This is a genomic window from Clostridia bacterium, assembly GCA_024685775.1.
Classification (GTDB): Bacteria; Bacillota; Clostridia; order Christensenellales; family CAG-1252; genus CAG-1252.
Genome location: JAIKVL010000032.1, coordinates 41,170 through 56,981, shown reverse-complemented (window position 1 = coordinate 56,981; position 15,812 = coordinate 41,170). Strand labels below are relative to the sequence as shown.

The window sequence follows — 15,812 nt, the reverse complement described above, 5'->3', positions numbered from 1 at the left end:
CTTTTTAATTTATGAAGGGCTCCTATCGGAGGAATATGTCAGTAAAAGACAGCGTAACCGAACTCGTCGAACCGATCTTGGCTTCTTTGGGCTACGATCTCGTCGAGGTCAGCTACAAAAAGCAACACGACGCCATGCATCTGACCGTCTTTATCGACACGGATAAGCCCGGCGGCGTCAGTTTGGACGATACCGAGATCGTCATGAACGCGATCGACGGTCCGATCGACGAGCTCGATCCGACGGCGGGCGCGCCCTTCGTTCTGAACGTTTCTTCGCCCGGTCTCGATCGCCCGTTGAAGACGGAGAAAGATTATCTTCGTAAAATCGGGACGGAGATCGAAGTCTCGCTTTACGCTCCCGTCGCGGGCGCGAAAAAGCACGTCGGCGTTTTGTCGAAGTTTGAAGGCGGTGTGATCGCGCTTCAAACGGCGAACGGCGAAATCGAAATTGCAATTAAAGATATTGCGGTTGCCAAACCCTATATCTCATTTTAGGAGGAAATATGATAACCAAAGATTTTTTTGCGGCGTTGGATGAGTTGGAAAAGGAAAAGAGAATCGATAAGCAGGAGTTTATCGCGTCTCTCGAAGCGGGTCTTAGCTCCGCCTACAAGAAAGAGTACGGCGACGGAACCGCGATCGAAGTCAAACTCAACCCGGAACAAAACAAGATCCGTGTTTTCGCGTATCGCACGATCGTGGACGAAGTGACGGACGAAGAAAAAGAGATATCCCTCGAAGAAGCGAAGAAGATCAAGCCGAGCTATAAAGTCGGCGACACGATCTCCCAAGAGATCACTCCGAAGAACTTTTCCCGTATCGCCGCGCAGACCGCGCGTCAAGTCATCGTTCAGCGTTTGACCGACATCAAAAAGGATCAGATCTTTAACGAAATGAGCGAGAAAGAAGGCGAGATCGTGAATGCGATCGTCCGCCGCGTCGAGCCCACGAGCGTCTACGTCGAGATCCTTCCGACGCAGATGGAAGGGATTATGCCGATCTCCGAGCAGATCCGTCACGAGAGATATAACGTCGGCGATATGATTAAAGTCCTCGTCCGCCGTTTGACGACGAACACGCGTTCTCCGCAGGTTATCGTTTCCCGTTCGCATCCCGATTTCGTCCGTCGTTTGTTCGAAATGGACGTTCCGGAGGTGAAGAGCGGCCTCGTTACGATCAAACGCATCGTCCGTGAAGCCGGTTTCCGCACGAAGATCGCCGTCTATTCCGACGATCCGAACGTCGATGCGGTCGGCGCTTGCATCGGACCGAAAGGCAGCCGTATCAACGTCATCGTTCAAGAGCTCAACGGAGAAAGGATCGACGTCATCAGCTGGTGCGCGGATCCGCTTGAATTCATCGCCCGCGCGATCAGCCCCGCGAAAGCCGTGCAGGTCCACGTGAACGACGAAGAGCATTCCGCGAGAGTCATCGTTAACGACAATATGCTTTCTCTTGCGATCGGCAGAGAAGGGCAAAACGCGCGTCTCGCCGCGAAACTCACGGAATGGAAGATCGACGTTAAACCCTATTCTTCCATTTTGGATTCGATGGAGAATCCGGAGGAATAACGATGAAAGCAACGCCGAGGCGCATGTGCGTCGCTTGCAGAGGCCTTTTCGATAAAAAAGATCTTTTGCGCGTCGTTAAGACTCCCGAGGGCGAGGTCGTCCTCGATCGGACCGGCAAAAAAGCCGGTCGCGGCGCTTACGTTTGCGATCGTGAAGACTGCATAAAAAAATGCGTGAAAGGGAAACTCTTGAATAAGACGTTCAAGACCTTCCTTTCGGAAGAAGTCTATGAAAGACTTCTGGCGGATTACGATGCTACGAAGCGATAAACTTTTTTCCTATATCGGGTTTTCGATCAAGTCCGGAAAGATCGTTTTCGGTTATGAAAGCGTGATCGCGGCGGGATCGAAAGTCCGTTTGATCCTCTGCGATTCGGCGATCGGTCGCAGCGCGAAGAACGAAGTGACGTTTTTTGCGAAAAAGGAAAAGATCAAGATCGCGTTTCTTCCCGAAAACGACTTGTCCTTTTATTGCGGAGGCAGAAAAGTCAAGTGCGTCGGGTTGACGGACGAAGGGCTGTCGCTTGCGTCCGAAAGAGAATTAAACAAACAATCGGAGGTTGTTATTAATGAGTGAAACGAACAAAGAAGCCTTGGGAAATATCAGCGCGCTTATCGAGCTCGATAAGGCAAGGTTTCGCGCCCTGACTTTGGAAGTAAAAGAAGCGCGTCGTCGCGCCGAAGATCTTCTGAACTCGATCAGCGAAATGAGAGAAAAATTCTTGATCGAGGAACTGAAAAAGGAAGAGCAAAGTTTTGCGGAAGAACCCGAATCCGTCGCGGAAGAAGCGGTTGCTCCCGAAGAGAAAACGGAAGAACCCGCGGAAGAGGTCGCTTCTCCCGAAAAAACGGAGGAGACGGTCGAGCCCGTCGCGTCGGAGCCCGTAAAAGAGCCTGTGGAAACCGCTCGGAAACCCAAAGAAGAGCCTGCTGCTCCCGCTCCCGCCGCTCCTCCGGAAAAGAAAGCCGAAACGCCGTTCCGCAATCCGTTGCGCCCCGACGTTCCCGAGCCGCGTAAGTTCCAACCCACGAAAGTTTATATCCCGGAAAGCGAACGTCTCGGAAGAAATAAGCCTTCCTTTAACGGCTCTCGTCCGAGCGGCCCCTCCGGTTTCCTCGGAGGCTTCGGCGGCTTTGCCGATAAGGATAAGCCGATGTTTGCCGCGCCGCAAGTCGGAAAAGGAAAAGGCGGAAAGAAGACCTTCGAAAAGAATAGCAATAACCCCTACGAGGATAAAAAGTCGGGCAGTAAGCGCAGTATTTTAAGGCGTGAACTCGAAAACGGCGCCGAAATCGACGACAGCGAGATCGCAAGGCGCTTTAAGAGCAAAAAGTATCAAAAGCAAGCGCCCGTCGTGACGCAAGCTCCGATCGAAAAAGCGGTCATCACGGTCGATCCCGTGCCGATAAAGCTTCTCTCCGAAAAGATCGGAAAGCCGAGCGCGGACATCGTGCGTAAGCTTATTCTCGAAGGAATTATGAAAAATATCAACGATTCGATCAGTTACGACGTAGCGGAACTCGTCGCGGCGAACTACGGGATCGAACTCGAATACAAAGCAGATAAGACTGCGGAAGATAAGCTTGAAGAGCTTATCAACGAGGAAGATATCGAAGGCGAAGATAACGAAAAGCGCGCCCCGATCATAACGATCATGGGTCACGTCGATCACGGTAAAACCTCTCTTCTCGACTATATCCGTAATTCCCACATTGCGGAAAAAGAAGCGGGCGGTATTACGCAGCATATCGGCGCGTACACGATCGAGAATAAGGGCGAAATGCTTACCTTTATCGACACCCCGGGTCACGAAGCGTTTACTTCGATGCGCGCTCGCGGCGCAATGGTGACCGATATCGCGATCATCGTCGTCGCGGCGGACGACGGCATTATGCCGCAGACCGTCGAAGCGATCAATCACGCGAAAGCGGCGAACGTTCCGATTATCGTGGCGATTAATAAGATCGATAAACCCGGCGCTGATATCGAAAAGGTCAAAGTCGAGCTTTCTTCCAACGGGCTCGTGATCGAAGAGTGGGGCGGCGAGGTCATTTGTTGCCCGGTCTCCGCGAAGACGGGCGCAGGCGTCGACAAGCTTCTCGATAACATCCTTCTCGTCGCGGAAATGAACGATTTGAAAGCGAATCGCAAAAAGAGCGCGAGAGGTACCGTCATCGAAGCAAGGTTGGATAAAGGTTCGGGTCCGATCGCGACAGTTCTCGTCCAAAACGGAACGCTCAAAGTCGGCGACTTTATGGTCGCGGGAGCCGTCTGCGGTAGGGTCAAATCCATGATCAACGATAAATCCAAGCTCGTCAAAGTCGCGGGTCCTTCGACCCCGGTCTCCGTCCTCGGATTCGACGAAGTCCCCTCCGCGGGCGACAAAATGCTCGTTGTTTCCGATGAAAAGCTCGCGCGTCGTATCGCGGAAGAAAGAAAGATCAAAGATAAGACCGAAGAAGATACGTCGAATAAGCCCAACCTCGAAGATTTGTTCGCGCAGATAAGCGAAGGTAAGCTCAAAGAATTGAATTTGATCGTAAAAGCGGACGTGCAGGGCTCCGTCGAAGCGCTCGTCCAAGAGCTTTTGAAGCTCAGCAACGACGAAGTAAAAGTCAAAGTCGTTCACCGCGGCGTCGGCGCGATCACCGAATCGGACGTCGTCCTCGCAAGTACTTCTTCGGCGATCATTATCGGATTTAACGTCCGTCCGGATGCGAATTCGAAAGCGGCTGCCGCGAAGTATGGCGTCGATATTCGTAACTACCGTATTATTTACGACGTGATTAACGATATTACGCTCGCCTTGAAAGGTATGCTCGCTCCGAAATTTACGGAGAACGTCCTCGGCAAAGCCGAAGTCCGTGAGACCTTCAAGATCAGCGGCGTAGGAACGATCGCGGGTTGCCGCGTCCTCGAAGGAAAGATCGAGAAGAACGCAAACCTCAGACTTTTGCGCGATAACGTCGTCATCACCGAAAACAAAGTTTCTTCTTTGAAACGCCTGAAAGACGACGTCAAGGAAGTTCTCGCGGGCTTTGAGTGCGGCGTCGGTATCGAGAATTACAACGATATCAAGGTCGGCGACGTGATCGAATGCTTCGTGATCGAGGAAATCAGCGAATCATGAATATCGAGAGAATCAATTCCGAACTTTTGAAACAGCTTTCCGCGATCCTTCAATTCGAATTGAACGATCCGAGGATCTCGGGAATGCTGACCGTTATGGAAGTCCAAACGAGCGACGATCTTTCGCATGCCCGCGTCTTTATCAGTTATTTCGGCGATCCGAGCAAAGAAACGCAAACGTTCGAAGCGTTAAACGGTTGCACGGGGCATATTCGAAACCTTTTGAAACAGCGCGTAAAAATGCGGACGGTTCCGTATTTGCGCATCATTAAGGACGAATCTTTGAATAAAGCGATCGATCTTACGCAAAAGATCGAGCACGCAATGGAAAGCACCCGAGAAAACGAAAACAAAGGATACGGAGAAGAAAATGGGGAAAATTGAAGCGTTAAAGGCGATAAAAAGTGCGAATACAATCGCGCTTTTTTGTCACGTTAATCCGGATTGCGACACGATCTGTTCCGCGCTTGCTTTGAAATTCGCGCTTGAAAAGGCGGGAAAAACCGTTCACGCGTTTTGCGACGGAGAATTGAAATGCGGCGTGGACGAAGTCTTCGGCGCAAACAAGATCAACGCGGACAAACCTCTTACGCGCTACGATCTTTCGGTCGCAGTCGATTGCGGCGATGAAAACCGAGTCGGAGCCTATTATTCTTTATTCAAAAAATCCGCGCAGACTTTATGCGTCGATCATCATCGCCAGTCGGGACCTTTCGCGGACGTCAATTACGTCGAATCCGCTTCGGGCGCGACGGCGGAGCTTATTTATCTTTTGTTGATCGAGCTCGATCCTTCGCTTTTGGATGCGGAGATCGCGCGGCTTTTATATACCGCGCTCGTTACGGATACCGGGAATTTCAGCTTTTCCTGCACCGGCGCAAGAACGCTTTCGATCGCGTCCGAACTGCTTCGTTTCGGATTCGATAACGCGGAGATCTCTTATAAACATTTCAAAGAGATTCGCTTTCCCGTCTTTAAGCTGAAAGCGCGCGTCTTAAACAAGGCGCAATTCTTCGAGGACGGACAAATCGGGATCTTGACTTTTTTGAAAGAAGATTTCGAAGCGACGGGAACGGTTTCCGCCGATTCTTCCAATCTCGTAAACGAGATCATCAACGTTTCCACGGTCAAAATCGCGGCTTCGATCACCGAAGTAAAACCGCATAGTTTCAAGATCAGCGTTCGCACTTCGGGCGATTCGGACGCAAGCGCGATCGCCGCGACGTTCGGCGGGGGCGGTCATAAAGCTGCCGCGGGCTTCATGCTTAACGGATTTATTGGCAACGTGATCGACGACGTTTTGAAGGCTTGCAAAGACAACCTATGAACGGGTTTTATAATTTGATTAAACCGTCCGGTTGGTCGAGCAGCGATCTCGTCGTTTGTTTGCGCGGGCTTTTGCGCAAAAGAACCGGACAAAAAATCAAAGTCGGGCATCTCGGAACGCTCGACCCGTTGGCTTCCGGGCTTCTCGGCGTAGCGGTCGGCAGCGCGACGAAATTGTTCGATTATTTTTTATCCAAGACGAAAACCTACGTTGCGACCGTCGTTCTCGGGAAGCAAACGGATACTTTGGATCTCGGCGGAAAGATTCTCTCCGAAAAAGAATATCTCGGCGTCTCGGACGAAGATTTCGTCGAAGCTACGAAACCCTTCGTCGGGACGATCTTGCAAATGCCTCCGCAGTACAGCGCGAAAAGCGTCGGCGGCGTGCGCGCATATAAACTCGCGCAGAAAGGGAAAGACGCCGCGCTCGAACCTTGCAAAATCACGATTCATTCCATCGAATTCCTCGGGAAGGAAGCTCCCGAAATCTTCAAGATCAAAATTCGCTGTTCCGGGGGAACGTATATTCGTTCTTTGTGTCGCGATATCGGGGAGAAACTCGGCTATCCCGCTTTGATGGGCTCGCTCGAACGCTTGGAAAACGGTGATTTCTCGATTTCCGACGCCGTTACGTTGCCCGACGTAGAAAAGAATCTGAACGCGGGATTTACTTCGCTCGAAAGGTTTGGCGATAAATTGAAAAGAATCGATTTCTCCGAAGAATTCGCGAAGAAACTCGATAACGGCGTAAAGATTCCGATCGAGGAACCGAATTCTTTCGTTTCCGTTTATCTTGCGGATCGTTTTTACGCGATCGGTCAAATCGTCGACGGCGAATTGAAAATCGTTGCGAGGGATCTATGAATTCGTTCGATCTGTTTTCTTATTTCGAAAAAGAACCTTGTGTGATCGCTCTCGGTTTTTTCGATTGCATTCACCTCGGTCATAAGCGCGTGATCTCGCGCGCGGTTTCGATCGCTCGTTCTCTTTCCGTAAAAAGCGCCGTTTTTTTGTTTCGAAACAATATCTACGAATTGCTCGGGCTGGATAAAGCGCCGCTTTTGTCCTTTGAAGAGCGGCTCTCCGAGATCGAAAAACTCGGTGTCGACGAAGTGTTTTTCGTGGATGCGGATCCCGCGTTTTTGAATGCTTCTCCCGAATCTTTCGTTTCGTTTTTGAAAGAACGCGTAAACGTCGCAGGCGTCGTCTGCGGGGAAGATTATTCCTATGGGAAAAACGGGGAAGGAAATCCCGCCGATCTCGTTCGCGCTTTCCCGAGCGGGAAAAACGAGGTCGTTTCGCTTTACCGAATGGAAGGGGAAAAGATCGGCAGCGGAAAAGTCAAAGAGCTTTTGAGAGAAGGGAACGTCCGCGCCGCCGCGCGTCTTCTCGGAAGACCGTTTTCGATCAAAGGCGTCGTCGGGAAAGGCAGAAACGACGGCGCGAAGATCGGTTTTCCCACGCTGAATCTTTCAAACGCTCCGTCCGATTTGAAATTCGGCGTCTATTTTACGAATACGATTTTGGACGGGAAAACGTATGCTTCCGTCACAAACGTCGGACCGCATCCGACTTTCGGCGATTGGAAAAGCAACGTCGAGACGCATTTGATCGATTTCAGCGGAGACGCTTACGGGCGGGAAGTTATCGTCGAATTTTTGGATTTCGCAAGGGAATTAAAGGCGTTCGATTCGGTCGACGAATTGGTTCGAACGATTTCGGAAGACGTCGGGAAAAGGAGGCTTTTATGATTCGATTCGGTCCGTCCGGCACGGATGAAGCGTTTGCCGCGCTCGGTTTAACGAAGACGATCGAAGTTCCGCAGTTTATCGTCGACTGCGGCTTGGACATTTTCGAGTATTCCTTCGGAAGAGGGGTCAGGATAACGCAGGAGACCGCTTCCTCGATCGGAAACGCGTTCCGCGAGAAGAACGTCGGGATCAGCGTTCACGCGCCTTATTTCATCAATTTCGCGACCGACGACGAAGAAAAGCGGAAGGCTACCTTTCAATATCTTTTTTCCTCGCTTGACGCGTTGAAATTTTTCGGAGGGAATCGCGCCGTTTTCCATCCGGGATCGCCTTTGAAAAGAGATCGCCGCGAGGCGATGGACGTTTTGATCCGAGCGTTTTCGGATTTTATGGAGATTTTTTATAAAGAGGGGTATGATTGGTCGTACGTTTGCGCCGAGACGATGGGAAAACTCAATCAGCTCGGTGATTTGGACGAGATCGTCGAGATCTGCAACGTCGCGGATAACGTGCTTCCCTGCGTCGATTTCGGGCATCTGAACGCAAGAACGCAAGGCAGCTTGAAGAGCTACGACGATTATAAAAGAGTCATCGACCGTCTGATTGACGGCGTGGGCGAGGCAAAAGTCAAAAAAATGCACGTTCACTTTTCCAAGATCGAGTACGGAAAAAGCGGAGAGATCCGCCATCTTACTTTCGCGGATCAAACCTTCGGACCCGAGTTCGAACCCCTTGCGAAACTCTTGGCGGAGTATAAACTCGAACCATGGATTCTCTCCGAATCCGCCGGGACGCAATCTTCGGATGCAAAAACGATGAAAAACCTATACTCGAAGTACTTCTCCGAATAAATTAACAGTTGCAAACAGCCGTAAAATAGGGTATAATTGTTCTATGAATGTAACGAGTTTATTTGCTTCGACCGAAGCCGCTTTGATTACTTCACCGTCGAATTTGTTTTATTTGAGCGGCGTTGCGAATTCGGATGCGTATATCCTCGTTAAAGGCAAGACCGCTTTTTATATCACCGATTCTCGTTATGAGATCGAAGCGCGTTCGCTTGCGCCCGATTTCCGTCCGATTATTCTCGGGTCATCTGCGCAAATCGATTTTATTCGGGATGCGCTTGAATCCGTTCGGTCGATCGGGATTGAAAAGGAGCATTTGTCGCTTGCTCGATTCGACAAGCTGTTCGGTTCGTTCGACGCGGAGTTTCTTCCGATCGACGGAATGATCCGCGGCGCGCGAAGAATCAAGTCGCCGTCGGAGCTTAAAACGATTGCGGAAGCGGAAGCGATCGTCGATACCGCGTTTCGTCGCGTGCTCGATTTTATCAAGCCCGGCGTAACGGAAAAGCAGGTTTCGGATCGCCTACTGTTCGAAATGCTTTCGGAAGGCGCGTCCGGCGTCGCGTTCGACACGATCGTCGCGTTCGGTGAAAACGCCGCGAAACCGCACGCGGTCCCGTCCGATCGCGCGTTACGGCGCGGTGACGCGATCGTTATGGATTTCGGTGCGAAAAAGGGCGGGTATTGTTCGGATTTTACGCGGACTCTGTTTTGCGGGAAACCCGATCGGAAATTCGAATCGGCGTACGACGTCGTTTTGCGGGCGCAGTTTGCGGCTCTCGATTATATCGCGAGCGGCGGCAGAAGCGCGTTCGAAGCGGATCGGATCGCTCGATCGTTGATCGACGGAAGTCCGTTCAAAGGAAAGTTTACGCATTCTTTGGGTCATGGCGTCGGCGTGGATATTCACGAAGATCCGTATTTGAGCGCGAGATCCGAAGATATCCTTGCGGATGGGGCGGTCTTTACGGTGGAGCCAGGCGTCTATCTCGAAGGAGAATTCGGAATTCGGATCGAGAGTTTGGCGGCGATCGAAAATGGGAAACTTGCGGTCTTTGACCGTTCGGATAAAGAAATTATATTAGTTTAGGAGGATATTATGGGTTCGACAGTAATGGCAGGTGATTTCAGGAAAGGCGTCACCTTTGAAATGGAAGGAAAGGTGTACGTCATCGTTGATTTTATGCACGTAAAACCCGGTAAAGGCTCGGCTTTCGTCCGCACCAAGATCCGCGACGTTATTTCCGGCGGCGTGATCGAGCGCACGTTCAACCCGACCGATAAATTCGACGCGGCTCATATCGAGCGCAAGAATATGGAATATCTCTACACGGACGGAGAACTCTATTATTTTATGGACGTCGAAACGTACGAGCAATTGCCCTTGAATTACGATCAGGTTTCCGACGCTTTGAATTTCATCAAAGAAAATTCTCAGGTCACGGTTTCTTTCTATAAAGACAAGGCTTTCTCCGTCGAGCCGCCGAACTTCGTCGAGCTTTTGATCACGGTTTGCGAGCCCGGCGTCAGAGGCGATACCGCGCAAGCCGGAACCAAACCCGCGACGCTCGAAACCGGCTATAAGATCCAAGTTCCGATGTTCGTGAACGAAGGCGACGTGATCCGCGTCGATACCCGTACCGGAACGTATATGTCTCGCGTGTAATTCATTCGATCAAAAAAATCGGCGTGGAATTTTCCACGCCTTTTTTTTGTCGTTATAAACGGATGTTTCGGTATAATCGATCGATCAATCAAACCGTTCCCGCAGGGATCTGATAGCGGGGCGGGAGCGTGTATTCTTTAATGGATTTCGCGACGTTGAAAATGTGGTCCGCGATACGCTCCAAATCGTTCAAAAGGGCGAGGAAGACCGTCCCGTTCTCGACGGTGCATTCTTTGTCTTCCAATCTTTGGATATGCGCGGCGGAGAGCTTGCTTTTGGCTTCGTCGATCATTTCTTCGTAGATTTCCGCTTGCATAAGTGCGTTAAGGTCTTGGGTGTTGAACGCTTGAATCGAAGTCGTGTAAAGGCTGGAAATGTTATTGTACATCGCTTTGATCTCTTCGATCGCGGCGGGGGAAAACTTACTGCCGTCGTCCGAAAGGCGTTGGGTATATTCCATAATGTTTTCCGCATAGTCGCCGATGCGTTCGAGGTCGGTGATTGCGTGATAATAGGTCGCGATGACTTGCTCGTCTTCGGCGGAAATGCTGGAAGAGGAGAGTTTTACGAGATATTTCGCGATCTCTTTATTCATAAAGTTGATTTTGCGTTCTCTTCTGTCGAAGTCTTCTTTCGGCGAAAGGTCGACTTTCAAAATGCAGTCCACCGAGAGAGTAAAGTTTTTATACGCGCGCTCCGCCATATAGCAGATTTCGCGTTTGCATTCGCCGACGGCGATCGAAGAGGTCGCAAGGAATCTTTCGTCCAAGTAATGCAGTCGCATTTGCTCGTCTTCGTTCTTCGGCTTTTTCTCGGGAATGACTTTCGAGATGAATTTGACGACCAAATTGATGAACGGCAGTAAGATCGCGGTCGTAAACAGGTTGAAAACAACGTGGAAAATCGCGATGCTGTACGCGATTTTTTCTACGTTTTCTCCGAATAAAACGCGGTTTAAGAGCCAATGACGCAGCGGGGTGATGAATAAGAGACAGAAGAAGATCAAAGTTCCGACGACGTTGAAGAAAAGATGCGTCATCGCCGCGCGCACGCTGTTCGTGTTCGCGCCGATCGAAGCGATGATCGACGTCACGCAGGTGCCGAGGTTCATTCCGAGGACGATATAGATCGCGCTGTGCAGGTTGATAAGGCCGCTCGTCGCGAGGACGAGAAGGATCGCGGTCATCGTCGTCGAACTCTGCATGATCGCGGTAAAGACCGCGCCGAGAAGCAGAAGAAGGACGGGATTCGTGATCTTCGCGAAGACGCCGCTGACGCTCGGAAGGTTCGCGATGCCGCTCATAGACGTGTTCATGACCGCCATTCCGACGAAAAGCATTCCGAAACCGATCAAAATGTTCGCCACGACGTGAACGAACGGTTTTTTGGAAATCAAGGTCATAATGATTCCCGCGAACGAAAGCGCGGCGAAGAATTGCGTGATCGGAAGCGATTGCAGGGAGAGCATCAAACCGGTGACCGTTGTCCCGATATTCGCGCCCATAATGATGGACGTCGCTTGGACGAGCGACAGAATGCCCGAATTGACGAGACCTACGACCATGACCGTCGTCGCGGCGGAACTGTGGATCACGGCGGAAACGGTCGCGCCGATGAAGATCCCTTTGAATTTGTTGGAGGTTAAGCGAGACAAAGCATTACGAAGTTTCTTACCGGAAGCCTTCGTCAGATTGTCGCTCAAAACCTGCATGCCGAACATCATACACCCGAGTCCGGCGAGTAAAAGCAATATATTTTTCGTTATTTCCCATCCACTCATACTCAAATTATAAAGTTTCCTCTTGTTTTCTGTCAAACGTATCGGCTGAAAAACAAGATTTTCGAAATATAAATATTGTTTATATGGTAAAAATAAGTTATAATATTCTTATGAAATTATTACTTTTAGACAGCAACAGTTTGATCAATCGCGCGTTTTACGCGCTTCCCGCGCTCCAAGATAAGACGGGGCGGTATACGGGCGCGCTTTTCGGGTTTACTTCGATGCTTTCCAAGCTGATAAAAACCGAAAAACCGACCCATATCGCCGCCGCGTTCGACGTCCACGCGCCGACTTTTCGTCATTTGAAGTACGACGGTTATAAGGCGAAACGCCGTCCGATGCCCGAAGAACTGCGCGCGCAGGTCCCCGCGATGAAAGAACTGCTTTCCGCAATGGGCGTTAAAATCGTCGAACTTGCGGGATTCGAAGCGGACGATTTGATCGGCACGCTTGCGAAAAACAGCCCGATGGAGACCGTGATCGTCAGTGGAGATAAGGACGTTTTGCAGCTGGTCTCGGATAAGACGACGGTTTTGCACACGAGAAAAGGCATTACGGACGTGATTCGTTACACGCCCGCCGTCCTTGCCGAAGAATCGCTTACGCCGCAAGGGATCGTCGAATTGAAATCTTTAATGGGCGACCATTCGGATAATATCCCGGGCGTGCCGGGCGTCGGTGAAAAAACCGCGAAAGATCTGGTCGTTCAATACGGCACGCTCGAAGGCGTCTACGAACATATCGACGAAATCAAAGGAAAACTCAAAGAAAAACTTCTCGAAGGGCGTAAAAGCGCCGAGTTTTCGCATTGGCTCGCTACGATCGAGACGAACGCTCCGATCGAATACGGGGATTATTCCGCGTTTTCTTTTACGCCGATTTTGCCGTATGAGGCGAAGAAATTAATGGTCGGCTATGATTTTAAGTCTTTGACCGACCGTTTCGCGTTTTCCGAGCCTAAGGAAGAAGAGACGAAGACGGAAACGGAAAATTTCGAAATATCCGATCAAAACGAACTTACTCGCGTTCTCTCCGACGGAAAAGCCGAGAAATCGTTTTGCTTGTATTTGCAGGATGATTCGCTTTCCTTTGCGTTCGATCCCGAGAAAAATTATTCCGTTCGCTTTTCGGAGGATCTCCTCGGCGAGGGGCTTTCGTTCGATTTTTCGATCGGAGAGATCAAAGATTTTGTAAAAGATTATGCGGGGCGCATTTTCGTCTACGATCTGAAAAAGACGTATTCGCTCCTTGATCTTTCCGTCGAAGAGGCTTTTTCGGCGGACGATCTTATGCTGATGGCGTATATCGCGGACTGCGGAAAAAGTTACGACGGCGCGGCGGATCTGCTTCTTGCGCACGGCTACGACGGCGTCTCGGTTGCGGCGGAACTCCTTTCGCTTCAAATCTCGCTTCGTAAGACGATGGTTCAAGCGAATTCCTTGAAAGTCTACGAAACCGTGGAGCTTCCGCTCGTCGTCGTCTTGTACGATATGGAAAAACAAGGTTTTCGCGTCAATAAAGCGACGCTGGACGAGCTTTCCGCAAAATATTCCGGAGAACTCAAAAAGGTTACCGATTCGATCTTCGGACTCGTCGGGCACGAATTCAATATCAATTCTCCGAAGCAGCTTGCCGAGGTCCTTTACGACGAATTGGGGCTTCCGAGCGGCAAAAAACGCAGCACGAGCGCCGACGTTCTCGCGGAGATCGAGACGGAAAATCCGATCGTGAGCTACGTTTTGCGCTATCGGATGCTTTCGAAACTTATTTCAACGTACCTGATCGCGATGAAGGCGATGATCGACCCGAAAGGATATATCCATACCGTTTTCAATCAAGCGTTAACGACGACGGGCAGGCTTTCGTCTTCCGAACCGAATCTGCAAAATATACCCGTTCGCGAGGCGGAAGGCCGCGAGATCCGCGGCGCGTTTATCCCGAGCGACGGAAACGTCTTGATTTCCGCCGATTATTCGCAGATCGAACTTCGTTTGATGGCGCATTTTTCCGAAGACGAAGGACTGATCGACGCGTTTTTGCGCGGCGTCGATATCCACGCTTCGACGGCTTCCAAGGTTTTCGGCGTTCCAGAAAACGAAGTGACTCCCAAGATGCGCCGCGACGCGAAGGCGGTCAATTTCGGGATCATTTACGGGATCAGCGATTTCGGTCTGTCCAAAAATATCAATTGTTCGGTGCGCGAAGCGCGCTCTTTTATCGAAAAATATCTCGATACCTATCCGAAAATTCGAGAATATATGAAGAAATCCGTTGATTTTGCAAAAGAACACGGCTACGTCGTGACTTCGATGGGCAGGGTTCGCGCGCTTCCGGAGATCCACAGCTCGAATTACGCGCTCCGATCCTTTGCCGAACGCGCCGCTTTGAATATGCCTTTGCAAGGGACTGCGGCGGATATTATCAAACTTGCGATGATCAAGGTCTATAATCGCCTGAAAAGCGAAGGGCTCGGCGCGAAATTGATCCTTCAAATCCACGACGAACTCATTATCGATTGTCCGAAAGCGGAAGAATCTCGCGTGCGCGCGCTCGTTAAAGACGAAATGGAAAACGTCTTCTCGCTGAAAGTTCCTTTAACGGTGAACGTGGAGAGCGGGGAAACTTGGAAGGAGGCAAAATAATGCGCGTTGCGATTTGCGGAGGGATCGGAAGCGGTAAAAGCGCAGTCAGCTCGATTTTGCGCTCGCTCGGCGCAAAGGTTTTGATCGCGGATGAGATCAACGCCGAACTTTTGGCGTCGCCGGAATATATTTCCGAACTTTCGCATATTTTTCCGACTGCCGTCCATAATCATATCGTCGATAAAAAAGAATTGTCGCGGATCGTTTTTTCCGATGAAAAGGAAAGGGCGAAATTGATGAATCTCGCTCACGGAAAAATTTATTCTTTGATGATGAAAAAATCCGAGGGGGAGAAACTTGTCTTTTTCGAGATCCCTTTGATGTCGATGTGTCCTTTAACGTTCGATTCGATTTGGTTCGTGAAAGCGGATAAGAAAGATCGGATTTTGAAAATTACGGAGCGTGACGGTTGTTCGAAGGACAGGGCGGAGCGTCTCGTCGCGCTTCAATCGGACGAAGAAAAAATGGAGCGAAAAGCGGATTTCGTGATCCGCAATAACTATGACTTTTCATGCTTAAAGGAACAAGTTGCAAGCCGATATTATTTTATTTTAGAGCACTTTTCATAATAATTACTTCATTTTTACTTCTAATTTTAACTTTTTCTTGCGATTTTCGGGCAAAACGTTACGCTTCGATCATTCAATCGAATGCCGACCGATACGGTCTTGAACCGTGCGAAATCTTTGCGATCATTGAGGTCGAAAGCGGCTTTAATCCTGTCGCGGAATCGAAGGCGGGCGCTCTTGGGTTGATGCAGATCATGCCGACCACGGGGAAGTGGATCGCTTCCGAACTCGGCTTGGAGTATTCGGACGAACTCTTGAAAGATCCCGAAAAGAACGTCCGAATGGGTTGCTTTTATTTATCCTATCTTTATTCGAAATTCAATGATTCGCTTTTTGTGTACGCCGCCTATAATGCCGGTGAGACCGTCGTCTTCAAGTGGATCGAGCAAAATATTTCTTCCGAGGATATCCCATATGCGGAAACGCGAGCCTACGTTCGGAAGGTCGTAAAGCGTAAGAATTATTATAAAAAGAAAAAAATCGCGGGAAATCATTGACTTTTCGTTCTCTTTTTATTACAATAAC

General features: G+C 50.2%; 16 protein-coding genes. 15 read left to right on the top strand and 1 reads right to left on the bottom strand.

Features of this window, described 5'->3' with window-relative positions; all coding sequences use genetic code 11:
• Positions 1-35: 35 nt before the first annotated feature.
• From K5753_05800 to efp, 12 genes are all read left to right on the top strand, one after another.
• Positions 36-497 (top strand): ribosome maturation factor RimP, encoded by a 462-nt coding sequence (locus K5753_05800; GenBank protein MCR4726709.1) that lies wholly within the window; start codon positions 36-38, stop codon positions 495-497.
• Positions 498-508: 11 nt separating this feature from the next.
• Complete coding sequence (gene nusA, locus K5753_05795) at positions 509-1,573, top strand: transcription termination factor NusA (protein MCR4726708.1); 1,065 nt, start codon at positions 509-511, stop codon at positions 1,571-1,573.
• Positions 1,574-1,575: 2 nt separating this feature from the next.
• Positions 1,576-1,842 (top strand): YlxR family protein, encoded by a 267-nt coding sequence (locus K5753_05790; protein MCR4726707.1) that lies wholly within the window; start codon positions 1,576-1,578, stop codon positions 1,840-1,842.
• A complete protein-coding gene (locus K5753_05785; protein MCR4726706.1) occupies positions 1,802-2,149 on the top strand; it encodes a hypothetical protein in 348 nt (115 codons plus the stop codon). Before K5753_05790 ends, K5753_05785 begins: the two co-directional genes overlap by 41 nt.
• Positions 2,150-2,726: 577 nt before the next feature.
• Complete coding sequence (gene infB, locus K5753_05780) at positions 2,727-4,703, top strand: translation initiation factor IF-2 (GenBank protein MCR4726705.1); 1,977 nt, start codon at positions 2,727-2,729, stop codon at positions 4,701-4,703.
• Entirely contained in the window at positions 4,700-5,086 is a 387-nt protein-coding gene (gene rbfA, locus K5753_05775) for a 30S ribosome-binding factor RbfA (protein MCR4726704.1), read from the top strand. The genes infB and rbfA overlap by 4 nt, the downstream gene beginning before the upstream one ends.
• Entirely contained in the window at positions 5,073-6,029 is a 957-nt protein-coding gene (locus K5753_05770) for a DHH family phosphoesterase (GenBank protein ID MCR4726703.1), read from the top strand. Before rbfA ends, K5753_05770 begins: the two co-directional genes overlap by 14 nt.
• Complete coding sequence (truB, locus tag K5753_05765; protein ID MCR4726702.1) at positions 6,026-6,892, top strand: tRNA pseudouridine(55) synthase TruB; 867 nt, start codon at positions 6,026-6,028, stop codon at positions 6,890-6,892. The genes K5753_05770 and truB overlap by 4 nt, the downstream gene beginning before the upstream one ends.
• Complete coding sequence (gene ribF / locus K5753_05760) at positions 6,889-7,779, top strand: riboflavin biosynthesis protein RibF (protein MCR4726701.1); 891 nt, start codon at positions 6,889-6,891, stop codon at positions 7,777-7,779. The genes truB and ribF overlap by 4 nt, the downstream gene beginning before the upstream one ends.
• Positions 7,776-8,630, top strand: a complete 855-nt coding sequence (locus K5753_05755) for a TIM barrel protein (GenBank protein ID MCR4726700.1) — start codon at positions 7,776-7,778, stop codon at positions 8,628-8,630. Before ribF ends, K5753_05755 begins: the two co-directional genes overlap by 4 nt.
• 43 nt (positions 8,631-8,673) lie before the next feature.
• Positions 8,674-9,717 (top strand): aminopeptidase P family protein, encoded by a 1,044-nt coding sequence (locus K5753_05750; GenBank protein MCR4726699.1) that lies wholly within the window; start codon positions 8,674-8,676, stop codon positions 9,715-9,717.
• A gap of 24 nt (positions 9,718-9,741) precedes the next feature.
• Positions 9,742-10,293, top strand: a complete 552-nt coding sequence (gene efp / locus K5753_05745) for an elongation factor P (protein ID MCR4726698.1) — start codon at positions 9,742-9,744, stop codon at positions 10,291-10,293.
• An 88-nt stretch (positions 10,294-10,381) separates the two neighbouring features.
• Here the strand turns inward: efp and K5753_05740 are convergent, their stop codons facing one another.
• Positions 10,382-12,073, bottom strand: coding sequence for a Na/Pi cotransporter family protein (locus K5753_05740; GenBank protein MCR4726697.1), 1,692 nt, complete (start codon positions 12,071-12,073; stop codon positions 10,382-10,384).
• A 110-nt stretch (positions 12,074-12,183) separates the two neighbouring features.
• Here K5753_05740 and polA point away from each other — a divergent pair, with 110 nt between their 5' ends.
• From polA to K5753_05725, 3 genes are read left to right on the top strand one after another with little or no spacing between them, the layout of a single operon-like run.
• Positions 12,184-14,718 (top strand): DNA polymerase I, encoded by a 2,535-nt coding sequence (polA, locus tag K5753_05735; protein MCR4726696.1) that lies wholly within the window; start codon positions 12,184-12,186, stop codon positions 14,716-14,718.
• Positions 14,718-15,287 carry a dephospho-CoA kinase gene (gene coaE / locus K5753_05730; GenBank protein ID MCR4726695.1) on the top strand — a complete coding sequence of 190 codons (570 nt, stop codon included), beginning with the start codon at positions 14,718-14,720 and terminating at the stop codon, positions 15,285-15,287. Before polA ends, coaE begins: the two co-directional genes overlap by 1 nt.
• Positions 15,230-15,784 carry a lytic transglycosylase domain-containing protein gene (locus K5753_05725; protein ID MCR4726694.1) on the top strand — a complete coding sequence of 185 codons (555 nt, stop codon included), beginning with the start codon at positions 15,230-15,232 and terminating at the stop codon, positions 15,782-15,784. The genes coaE and K5753_05725 overlap by 58 nt, the downstream gene beginning before the upstream one ends.
• Positions 15,785-15,812: the final 28 nt, after the last annotated feature.